The 11,426-nt window shown below is 72.2% G+C and carries 8 protein-coding genes; 4 read left to right on the top strand and 4 right to left on the bottom strand.

Translation table 11 applies throughout. From position 1 onward, the window contains the following. Positions 1-231: 231 nt before the first annotated feature. Genes KZX45_RS16905 through KZX45_RS16895 form a run of 3 tightly spaced genes read right to left on the bottom strand, consistent with a single transcriptional unit; the run spans position 232 to position 1,982 of the window. Positions 232-723, bottom strand: coding sequence for a hypothetical protein (locus KZX45_RS16905; RefSeq protein ID WP_248258923.1), 492 nt, complete (start codon positions 721-723; stop codon positions 232-234). A 33-nt stretch (positions 724-756) separates the two neighbouring features. Further along, a complete protein-coding gene (locus tag KZX45_RS16900) occupies positions 757-1,590 on the bottom strand; it encodes an HTTM domain-containing protein (RefSeq protein ID WP_248258922.1) in 834 nt (277 codons plus the stop codon). Next, entirely contained in the window at positions 1,587-1,982 is a 396-nt protein-coding gene (locus tag KZX45_RS16895) for a hypothetical protein (protein WP_248258921.1), read from the bottom strand. The genes KZX45_RS16900 and KZX45_RS16895 overlap by 4 nt, the downstream gene beginning before the upstream one ends. A gap of 183 nt (positions 1,983-2,165) precedes the next feature. On the opposite strand from KZX45_RS16895, the gene KZX45_RS16890 reads away from it, so the two are divergent. From KZX45_RS16890 to KZX45_RS16875, 4 genes are all read left to right on the top strand, one after another. Next, a complete protein-coding gene (locus KZX45_RS16890; protein ID WP_248258920.1) occupies positions 2,166-2,864 on the top strand; it encodes an HAD hydrolase-like protein in 699 nt (232 codons plus the stop codon). 19 nt (positions 2,865-2,883) lie between these two features. Further along, positions 2,884-3,888 (top strand): aminoglycoside phosphotransferase family protein, encoded by a 1,005-nt coding sequence (locus KZX45_RS16885; protein ID WP_248258919.1) that lies wholly within the window; start codon positions 2,884-2,886, stop codon positions 3,886-3,888. A gap of 28 nt (positions 3,889-3,916) precedes the next feature. Further along, complete coding sequence (locus KZX45_RS16880) at positions 3,917-5,629, top strand: AI-2E family transporter (RefSeq protein WP_248258918.1); 1,713 nt, start codon at positions 3,917-3,919, stop codon at positions 5,627-5,629. A gap of 198 nt (positions 5,630-5,827) precedes the next feature. Next, positions 5,828-7,687, top strand: a complete 1,860-nt coding sequence (locus tag KZX45_RS16875; RefSeq protein WP_248258917.1) for an HNH endonuclease signature motif containing protein — start codon at positions 5,828-5,830, stop codon at positions 7,685-7,687. Between the two features lie 8 nt (positions 7,688-7,695). Here KZX45_RS16875 and KZX45_RS16870 read toward each other — a convergent pair whose 3' ends face one another. After that, positions 7,696-11,223, bottom strand: a complete 3,528-nt coding sequence (locus KZX45_RS16870) for an error-prone DNA polymerase (RefSeq protein WP_308221760.1) — start codon at positions 11,221-11,223, stop codon at positions 7,696-7,698. Between the last annotated feature and the right edge of the window lie 203 nt (positions 11,224-11,426).

Raw genomic sequence — 11,426 nt, 5'->3', positions numbered from 1 at the left:
CTTCACACCCGGTGCCGGCAAAACGCATGCACGCCAGACCCGAAGGTCGGCACCGACGCTATGAGCCAGACACCGGGTGCTCAGGATCCAACCACCGCAACAGCGGCAGCACTCACCCTGACACTGAGTTTGACGCTAGACCCGACGAGAGGGGCCGACCATCCGGTTGCCGCAACTTGCCTGCCGGCACGCGCTGACCAGGGGGCACGCCGTCGTCGAGCGCGCCCGACCTCACCGCTCGAGCTGACGCGCGTCCTCGTCCTGCTCGTCGATGAACGCGGCGAGAATCTCCGCCGACAGCTCGTCGATGCGCTGGTCCACGTGTGCCCGCTCGCGGGCCGCCACCTTGGTGCTCATCGCTCCGAGCAGCGGCAAAGACGCCTCGATCTTGTCCAGCTGGACGCGCCACGCCTCGGCCCTGCGGCGCTCGCCCTCGTCGTCGGCGGAGGCGCGCAGGTAGGCGACCTGGTCGCGCAGCGCGGAGATTCGACGGCGCAGCGCGTCGGGGCTCTTGCCGGCCTGACGGGCCTCGGCGAGCTTGCGCACCTGCTTCTCGACGGCGCCGAAGACCTCGGGATTCTCCCTGCGCAGCCGCGTCAAGGTGGGTCCGAACGTCTGCACGACCTTCCAGACCGTTGGTCCCGCGACCGCCGCGAACTTGACCAGTGCCCCGAGCCTGCCCATCGCCATCCCTTCGTCGAGCGTCTTGCTCCAGCGTGCCACGGCACCCAGTGGTGGCGCGCGAGCAGGCAGTCTTCAGGAGGTGGACGGTGCGATCTGTCGCCCACGCTGCGGAGCCTCGCTATTGCGGGCCCCCTCGTCAGCGCCAGGTCTCGTCGGCACGCGGTACTCGGTCCAGAACTGGACGTAGCCGGCTGCCATGAGCATGGCGAAAGGAACCAGGGCGATCGGGTAGTCAAAGACAAGAAGGATGCCGCCGTGGAGTCCAGCCCCCAATGCGGTTGCCGCGAGTCTGATCCTGGGAATCCACAGCGCGATTGAGAGCACGTACTCCGCAACAATGCTGGCGATGGCCACGATGGGGAGCAGCGCCGCCGGGAACTCGATGATTCCGTCCTGGTGGATGCCGATCACTTCGCCTGACAGGTACTGCTCGTTGATTTTCGAGCTCGCCGTGTAGCCGTAGACGGCTGATACCTGCAACTTCATGAGGAAGACGGGCCAGTACGGGACGGAGCTGAGACCGTTTCGTCTGGGAAACGTCAGAACCTCGGCGCAGCGACTGAATGCGAGCAGCGCGGCGAGGCAGACGAACAGAACGAGATGGTTGCTGTATGTCTGCTGATCCAGGAGCAGAGCGAGCCCTGCAGAGGCAGCCGTCAGGGCAGCCGCAGTTCGAGCGAATACCCCCAGCAGAAGGAGCACCGCGGCAATCAACGCAACCGACGCAAGCACCTGCACCATGCTTGGCGTCGGGTCTGGCGCCCAGGAAACCAGTTTGATCGCCAGGTACTTCCCTGAGGCCACTCGGAAGAGCGCGTACCACCACTCGAGGATGAGAGGGAAAGCCGCGAGTGCAACGAGAAGCCTCGCGATGGCAAGACCATGGGGCCGCACCTCTGCCGTCACAATGCTCCGCACACGAACTCCCCTGCATCGTCGTCGCCGATCGTGGCGTTCACGCGCACTGCAGTCGCGTCGTGTTTACAGATCCACTCGGCTCCAGGCAGCACGTAGTCGACGTCCGCCCTCAGTTTTGCAGCGATCTCCGCAGCGGGAACCTCGCTCGTCGTCCCGTCTTCGTGCGAGACGTCGAATACAGGCGCAGGAATGCTCATGGCGTACATCTGCCAGCCAAACTTCACCATGCCGGGCTGTGTCAAGGTGGGAGCGGGAAAAGTCGCGATGACCGCTCCGAGCGCGACCACCGCGACAACCCGCGCGAGGGCAATCGGTTCCCGTCGCGGGGACTCGGGAACCGCCTCCATCGCTGCGAATCGCTGAGATGACGCCAGTTTCATACTCGGACGGTAGCGACGATGACCCGCTCTCGTCCCCGGTTTCGGACACATCGGCACACGTACGAGAGCGGCGGCTGTCCGCAACCAAGAGCGCGGGTCCGATCGGCGCCCGCCGTGTGACCGACCTCCTTGCGGCCCCGGCCTACCCTGGAGATAGATCCCTGCCCGCTCGAAAGGACCACTGTGACTCCCCCGTACTCCGCCGCGCCCACCACCGAGGCGCCGGCCAGCCTGCGCGCCAGCGCCGTGCTGCTCGACCTCGACGGCACAATTACCGACTCCGCGCCCGCCATCACGGGCGCGATCGCCGAGACGCTCGCCGCGTTTGGGTACCCGCCGGAGACCCCGGAGCAGCTGCTCCGTCACGTCGGCCCGCCCATCCGCGACGGGCTGCTCGAGTTCGGCGGGGTCCGCGAGGAGGACCTCGAGGCGATGGTCCAGCACTACCGCGAGCTGTACACCCAGCGCATGCTCGACGTGGAGCTCTTCCCCGGCGTCCCCGAGCTCATCCGCTCGCTCCGCGCCGCCGGCGTGCCGCTGGCCGTGGCCACCTCCAAGATGCGCCACATGGCGGTGCCGATCCTCGAGCACGCCGGCCTGGCCGACGAGTTCACCGTCATCTGCGGCGCGACGGCCGACGAGTCCCGCTCCACCAAGGCCCAGATCGTCGAGGACGCCCTCGCCGGCCTGGCCGCCCTCGGCGCGGACGTCTCGCGCGCCGTCATGGTCGGAGACCGCCACCACGACGTCGACGGCGCCACCGAGCACGGCATCCCCGTGGTCCTCGTCGAGTGGGGCTACGCGGAGCCGGGCGAGGAGGCCGGTGCCCACGCTCTCGTCCGCGACGCCGACGAGCTGGCCGCCGTCCTCGGCGCCGCGTGAGCGACGCCGGGCTCGCCGCATGACGATCGACGACGGCGACGCCGAGCCCCGCTCGCGCGAGCCCGGTCCGGGGCCGGTCGCCGTCTCCGAGGCTCTCGCCCGGGAGGTCGGCAGCACCGACGACGGCGCAGCATGGCTCACGCGCCTGCCCACCCTCGTCGACCGCGCCCGGACCCGCTGGGGACTGCGCCTCGGCGACCCGTTCCCTGACGGCGCCGCCGCCTGGACAGCGCCGGCGCGCACGCGCGACGGGGAGGACGCCGTCGTCAAGATCGTCTTTCCCCACGAGGAGGCGGCCGGGGAGGCCACCGCGCTGCGGCTCTGGTCCGGCCGGGGCGGGCCGGAGCTGATCGACCACGACCCGGAGAGCTGGACCCTCCTGCTGCGCCGCGTCCGCCCCGGGCACGGGCTCGAGGATGACCGCGCGCTGCTCGAGCGGCGGCCCGAGGACCGGCTCGCGGTGGCCGGCGAGCTGCTCGGGCTGCTGCACGCGGCGCCGCCTCCGCCGTCGGGCGACAGCCTCGTCACCCTCGCCGCCCACGCGGAGCGGCTGGCCACGCTGGTGCGCGAGCGCGCCCAGCGTCACGGCCCGGCGCTCGGCGCGGACCCGGGGCTCGTGGCCGAGGCGGCCTCGCTGCTGGAGGAGCTGCCCGCCACCGCGGGCTCCGCCGTCGTCGTCCACGGCGACCTCAACCCCGGGAATGTGCTGGCCGACGACTCCACCGGCGCCCGCACGTGGGTCGCGATCGACCCCAAGCCGATGGTGGGTGACCCGGCCTTCGACCCGTGGCCGCTCCTGACCCAGGTCGGCGAGCCGTTCCGGGAGGAGAGCCCCACCGCGGTGCTGCGCTCCCGGTCGCGGCTCGTGTCCGCGACGGCCGGCCTGGACCCCGCGCGAGTCGCGGCGTGGGCGACGGCACGGACCGTGGAGTCGGCGCTGTGGCGCGCCGCCGAGCAGGGCGACCGGACACGGGCTGCGGAGGAGCTGTCGCAGGCGCGGACCTGGTCGCGCCTCGCGGTGTGACCAGCGCTTCTGGTGCAGACTGATCGCGATGAGTGCGAGGCGCGATCCGAGGAAGCTGCTGGGTCAGGTGAGCCGGCAGGTGGGCCGGCGCGTCCAGCGCCGGGTGCGCCCCTCGCACACCACCTCCGTCGACCAGGTCGTCTCGCAGGCGGCGCTCGGCCAGGTGCCCGCGGGCTCCTCGCCCGATGGCGTCGTGAGCCGCGCCTTCCGGCCCTCGCACGCCGCCCGGGTGAGCGTGCGGCGGATGCCGGAGCGCGCCGCCCACGTCGACGCCCCGGCCGACGGCGTGCCTGGCTGGATCCGCAAGTACGGCACGATGGCGTGGCTGGTCATCGGCATCGTCATCGTCGTCGGCATGGTGGTCTTCGCGACCAGCCGGATCCAGGTCGTCTTCATCGCCGTCTTCCTGTCCCTGGTCGTCACCTCCGTGCTGGACCCGATCGTCAGCGGGCTCGCGCGATACATGCCCCGTGGCCTGGCGACGGTGCTGGCGCTGCTCGGCACGCTGATGGTCGTCGCCGGGTTGCTCACGTACGTGATCTCCTCCGTCGCGGGGCAGTGGGAGAGCCTGGCCAACCGGTTCACCGACGGTATCGACACCATCCTCGAGTTCTTCGAGAGCGGCCCGCTGCCGTTCCACTTCACCCAGGCCGAGATCAACGACGCCATCAACGAGGCGGTCGCGCAGGCCACCGCGTACCTCCAGGAGAACGCCGGCGACCTCGTCGGGCAGGTGCTGAGCAACGCCGGGGCGGTGGCCCTGGTCTTCACGGTGCTGGCGCTGAGCCTGTTCCTGACGATCTTCTTCCTCGCCCGGGGCGGCTTCATGTGGCGCTGGTTCCTCAACCAGTTGCCCGCGAAGAACCGCGAGCGCACCCACGCGGCCGCCACCGCCGGCTGGTACACCTTCTCCGGCTACGCGCGCGGCACGATGATCGTCGCCACGGCCGACGGCATCATGGCGTTCATCCTGCTCACGATCGTCGGGGTGCCGCTCGCCGCTCCCCTGTCGGTCCTCGTCTTCATCGGTGCCTTCATCCCGCTCATCGGTGCGCCGGCGGCGATGGTCGTCGCCGCCGTCGTCGCCCTGGCGGCCAACGGTTTTCTCGACGCCCTGATCGTCACGATCGGCGTCGCGCTCATCGGGCAGATCGAGGGGCACATCCTCGAACCGCTGGTGATGGGCAAGCAGGTGTCCCTGCACCCCGTGGTCGTCGCGCTCGGCGTGACCGCCGGTACGTTCCTCGGCGGCCTCCTCGGCGCCATCATCGCCATCCCCCTGCTGGCGGTCACGTGGGCGGTGTACTCCGCGATCCGCACGGTCGACCCGCCGATGGAGGAGATGCCTGCGGTGGCCGATCGGCCGGGAACACGGATGGCGGCCCGGAACGGGCCCGACGGCGGTCGCTCGCCGTTCGCGGAGCCGCCGGCCGAGCCCGCGGTTCCTGGAGCGTCAGTCGCGCGGAGCTCGACGGTCTACGGCGCGACGGTGAAGGGCTCCACGCTGTACGGCGGGACGGCCAAGGGCTCGACGGCGCACGCCGCAACGGCGCACGGCGCGACGGCGCACGGCGCGACGGCGCACGGCGCGACGGGGGAAGCCGCGGTCGAGCGGCGGCACTCGTCGACCGGCGAGGAAGCCGCACCCGCCCCGGCGGCGAGCGAGCTCTCGGAGGGCCCACACGCCGTGACCCCACCGGCGACGCCCCGATCCGACGGCCGGCCCGACGGCGCTGCCTGACGGACGTACGACGGCGGGACGAAGTGATGCGCCCTCGCCACGCCACCGCCGCAGAGGCGTGAACGCATTCGGCGGGCGAAGCCCTGCGCCCTCGGTCTACGGCCCTACCATTCGCGGCCTTGGCGGCGTGACCTGCGCTGATGCTCCATGCGCGTTGCCTTTGCGGACGATGTCAGTGGTCGAACGTATGTTTGGGTCATGGACGAGGGGGCCCGGGACACCACACACACCGAGGACGCGTGTGCCAACTGCAGCCGCGACCTCCGGTGCGAGGCACACCGCCGGGAGCTCGCCGACAAGCTGCGCGCACACGCGGAACGCATCGCCGTGGCACAGCTCCCCGAGGACCTGGACTGGCCCGACGGCGGTGACCCGGACGAGATCTACGATCCCGAGGCGCGGCCGGGGCCGACCGAGCACGACCGGAGCCTGACCGCGGCGCTGCGGGCCGCCCTCCTCGGACCGGAGAGCGAGGACGAGGACGACGGGCCGGGGCAGGTGCCGGCCTGGCTGCTCCGCAGCCTGCATCCGAGCAGCGATCTCACCCAGCTGCTCGAGGAGCTGCCCGCGCTCGAGGTCGACGAGTACACCGCGGTGGAGATGGTCGCGGCCTTCAAGCGGCTTGAGGCGTATGCGGCGGCAGGGGCCGCCAGGACGGCCGCCATGCTGGCCGCCAAGGAGTCGATGCGCGGCGAGATCGAGACGCCGATCGGCAAGCGCTCGGTCCCGTTCGCCGCCGCCGAGCTCGCCATGCGACTGACCGTCACCCGGGGCGAAGCGACGAACCTGATCGCCGTCGGCGACGCGTTCTCAGGCACCCTCGTCGAGACCGCCGAAGCCCTTGAACGCGGCGAGATCGACATGCGCAAGGCAACCACGATCGTCACGACGCTGTCCGGGTACCCGGAGGCGGTCGCATGGCAGGTCCAGGCCGAGGTCCTGCCCGGTGCAGGGCGGCGCACCCATCGCCAGCTCGTGCAGGACCTCAATCGCGCGCTGATCGGCGTCGATCCGCACGACGCGGAGCTGAGGCACAAGAGGGCGAGCGAGAAGCGGCACGTCACCCGGCTGCGACCGCTGCCCGAGGGAATGGCTTCGATGACGATCGTCGGGCCCGCCGAAGACGTCGTCGCGGTGGACGTAGCACTCCAGGCCGCCGCGACGGCGGCCAGAGCCGACGGCGACGGGCGGAGCACGGACCAGCTGCGGTTCGACGCGCTCGCCGCCATGTCGCACCACGCGCTGGCCACCGGCTGGATCGGCCAGGCGCCGCCGGCCGACTCGGTCCTGACGCCTCCTATCCCGCGGACCGTCACGCCCGGCGGGCACACGGACAGCCGCTCCGGTCCCGCGCTGCGTCCGTTCCCCCTCTCGGACCGGATCAAGATCAACGTCACCGTCCCGTTCTCCCTGGTCATCCCCGAGGAGAACCTCGAGCACATCGGGTGCACCCCGGGCACGACAACAGGAAGAGAACCACCCGACCGGCTCTCGGATCCGGCGCCGCCGAAGCCCGGGGATCCGCTCGCCGCACCGCCGGATCCGGCGCCGCCGGAAAGGAAGGATCCGCTCCCCGCGCTGGACGAGCCGACGGCGGAGGTCGCGGAGATCTCCGGCATCGGACCCGTGACGCCCGCGGTCGCCCGACTGTTCGCTCTCGGTGGCACCTGGCGCCGGATCATCACGGATCCGATCACCGGCCTCGTCCACGACGTCGGGCGCACGACGTACCGCCCGCCGGCCGAGCTGGCCCGGTACGTCCGCCAGCGCGACCGTACCTGCATCCTCCCCGGCTGCTCCGTGCCCGCCGACCGGTGCCAGCTCGATCACGGACTGGCATGGGCCCTGGGCGGGGTCACCGCGTCCTGGAACCTGGAGCCGCTGTGCGACCGCGACCACGTCCTCAAGACCTCGGGCGGTTTCCGCGTCGAGACCGGGATCGAGGGTGTGTACGTCTGGACCGCGCCGTCCGGTCACCGGTACCGGCGCTGCCCGGACGGGAGCCTCGTGCAGCTGCCGCCGAAGGCGTGGCCGGACGAGGAGGAGATCCCGTTCTGATGTGGAAGCTATCGGAAGTCTCGCGAGCTCGACGGCACCACCAGGCTGAGCGGCTCGATCTTGTCCGCCACGAGGTTCGTCACGCCGTCGGCCCGCTCGAGGGTCCCGCGCACCACGAGCGCGGCGCTGGTGCGGGCCACCAGGCGGTACTTCGCCCACAGACCCGCCGAGCACACCACGTTGAGCAGCCCGGTCTCGTCCTCCAGCGACAGGAACGTGATTCCCGAGGCGGTGCCTGGGCGCTGCCGGTGGGTCACCACGCCACCGACCCGCAGACGCTCTCCCGGTTCCCGGTCCGCCAGGTCGGCGACGGTGAGCACCCCGCCGGCGGCCAGGTCGGCCCGCCGGAACTGCGTGGGGAAGGAGTCCGGCGAGACGCCGGTGGCCCAGACGTCGGCGACGGCGGTCTCCACCCCGTCCATCTCCGGCAGCGGCGGAGCCTCGGTCCCCACCGCGGTGAACGGCAGCGGCGGCTGGAACCAGACGTCGCCGGCCGGCGGCTCCTCGCGCTGCGCGATCTTCCGGGTGCCGGCGGACACCTTCCACGCCCCCATGGGTGGGCGTCCCGCCGCCGGGCCCCGCCCGCCAGCTCGCCCGCCGCCGTCTCGTCCGCCGCCGTCTCGTCCGCCTCCCATCGCACCGGTCCCGCCGCTGCGCCGCGGGCGCCCGGAGTGCCGGCGCCCGTGCTCGCCCGCCAGCACGCCCGCGGACCACAGCGCCTCGCGCCGCTCGAGGCCGAAGCAGCCCAGCGCCCCCGCGGTGGCCAGCGCCTCGAGCTGGGCGGCGGTGAGGTCGACGCGGCGGGCAAGGTCGGGCAGGTCCGCGAACGTGCCACCCCGTTCGCGCTCGGCGACGATCCGCCCGGCCACCTTCTCCCCCACCCCGCGCACCGGGGCCAGCCCGAGCCGCACGGCCAGGTCGGGGTCGGGGTGAACCAGGTGCGCGACGTCCGTCGCGGCCGGGCCACGGGCCGCGGCAGCCCGCAGCTCCGCCGTCGTCAGGGGTTCGACGCACGCCTGCTCCGCGGAGGCGTTGACGTCCGCCCGCAGCACCGCGACGCCGTGCCGGCGTGCGTCGGCCACCAGGGACTGCGGGGAGTAGAAGCCCATGGGCTGGGCGGCCAGCAGCGCGGCGTAGAACGCCTCCGGGTGGTGGACCTTGACCCAGGAGCTGGCGTAGACGAGATAGGCGAAGGAGAACGAGTGCGACTCGGGAAAGCCGAAGTCGGCGAAGGCCTTGAGCTTGTCGTAGATCTTCTCCGCCACGTCCGGGGGCACCCCGTTGCCCTCCATGCCCAGCAGCAGCCGACCGTGCAGGGCCTCCATCCGCTCCTCGGAGCGCTTGGAGCCCATGGCCTTGCGCAGCTGGTCGGCCTCGGCGGGGCTGAAGTTCGCGACGTCCATGGCGATCTGCATCAGCTGCTCCTGAAACAGCGGCACCCCGAGCGTCTTGGACAGCGCGGGCTCGAGCAGCGGGTGGAGGTAGGTGACCTTCTCCCGGCCGAGACGCCGGTTGATGTAGGGGTTGACGGAGTCGCCCTGGATGGGGCCGGGGCGGATGAGCGCCACCTCGACGACGATGTCGTAGAACTCCCGCGGCCGCAGCCGCGGCAGCGTGGCCATCTGGGCGCGCGACTCCACCTGGAACACGCCCACGGTGTCGGCCGCGCACAACAGGTCGTACACGGCCGGGTCCTCCTGCGGGAGGTTGTGCAGACCGAGCTCGCCGTCGACGCCCCACCGCGCCGCCCCGCCGCCGACGTTGATCGTCTCGAACGCCAGCCGCAGGGCGGTAAGCATCCCCAGCCCCAGCAGGTCGAACTTCACCAGGCCGGCGTCGGCGCAGTCGTCCTTGTCCCACTGCAGCACCGTGCGCCCCGGCATGGTGGCCCACTCCACCGGGCACACCTCGATGACCGGCCGGTCGCACAGCACCATGCCGCCGGAGTGGATGCCCAGGTGCCGCGGGAGGCGCAGCATCTGCTCAGCCACCTCGATCACCGGCGCGGGGATGCCGGAGACGTCGTCCGCCGGGCCCGCGGCCCGCCCGTCCCGGGTGCGGAGCGCCTCGCCGTTCTGACCGTCGGGCCGGACGAGGGACCGCCACCGCTCGATGCTCTTGGACCAGGCGTCCTGCTGGCCGACGTCGTAGCCGAACGCCCGGGCGGCGTCGCGCACCGCCGAGCGCGGCCGGTAGGAGATGACGTTGGCCACCTGGGCGGCGTGCTCGCGCCCGTAGCGGCCGTAGACGAACTGGATGACCTCCTCGCGGCGCCCCGACTCGATGTCGAGGTCGATGTCCGGCGGGCCGGACCGCCCCGGGGAGAGGAACCGCTCGAACAGCAGCCGGTGCTGGACGGCGTCGACGGCGGTGATCCCCAACGCGTAGCAGACCGCCGAGTTCGCCGCCGACCCGCGCCCCTGGCACAGGATCCCCCGGTCCCGGCAGAACCCGACGATCTCGTGGACGATGAGGAAGTAGCCGGGGAAGTCCAGGTCGGTGATGATCTTCAGCTCGTGCTCGATCATGTCGTAAGCGCCCGGCACGCGCTCCGCCCCGCGCGGCCCGTACCGCTCGGCGGCGCCGCGGTAGGTCAGCTCGCGCAGCCAGGTGGCCTCGGTGTGCCCGTCCGGCACGGGGTGCGGGGGCAGGTTCGGCGCCACGAGCTGCAGGTCGAACGCGCACTCGGCCGCGAGCGCCACGGACGTCGGCACCGCCTCGGGGTGCCGGTGGTGCCGGGCCGCCATCTCCGCCCCCGAGCGCAGGTGGGCCGGCGCGGCGGGCAGCCAGCCGTCGATCTCGTCCAGCGAGGCGCGGGCCCGGGTGGCGGCGAGGACGTCGGCGAGGCGCTGGTCGGCGGGGCGGGCGCAGTGCACGGCCCCGGTGGCGACCAGCGGCAGGCCCGTGGCGCGGGCGAGGTCGGCGAGGGCGTCGTTGCGGGATGAGTCCAGCGGCGCCCCGGTGTCGGTGATCTCCACGGCCACGTTCTCACGGCCGAACAGGGCGGTGAGGCGGTCCAGCTCCGCTCGGGCGGCGGAGCCGGCCCCACCCTCCAGGGCCCGGCGCACTGCGCCCTTGCGGCACCCGGTGAGCACCAGCCACTCCCCGCCTGCCTGCGCGGCAAGGTCCTCGAGGTCCAGCTCGGCGCGCCCCTTGGCCCCGGAGTCCAGGTGCCCGCGGGCGATCGCGCGCGAGAGACGCCGGTAGCCCTCGGGGCCGCGGGCGAGGACGAGCAGGTGGGTGCCGTCGGGGTCGGGGCGGCCGCTCATGCCCGGCACCCCGCCCGGTCCCTCGTGGGCGCCGGCCCGCCCCGTGGTGCCGAGGTTCAGCTCGGCGCCGAGCACGGTGGGCAGGCCGAGCGTCCGGGCCGCCTCGGCCAGGCGCACCACGCCGTAGAGCCCGTCGTGGTCGGTCAGCGCCAGCCCGGACAGGCGCAGCCGGGCCGCCTCGGCGGCGAGCTCCTCGGGGAGGTTCGCGCCGTCGAGGAAGCTGAAGGCCGAGTGCGCGTGCAGCTCGGCGTACGGGACGGCTGGCACATTCCCATCATATCGAACTGCTGTTCGACACGCCACGGACCGAGCTGGATGCCCTGTGCTGGAGCCTGCAGAACCAACACCGGGCGTCCGGTCGCGCCCCACGTCGGCAGCTCTGGCATCGCCCGCCACGTACGCGGAGTTCATCCAGGATTCAGATAGCGTTTACTCACGCGACGGCGTAGAACAGCGGCAGTCCACGGCCG

The sequence above is a fragment of the Georgenia sp. EYE_87 genome (assembly GCF_023148685.1).
Taxonomy (GTDB): domain Bacteria; phylum Actinomycetota; class Actinomycetes; order Actinomycetales; family Actinomycetaceae; genus Georgenia.
This window is presented reverse-complemented; position numbering and strand designations above follow the sequence as displayed.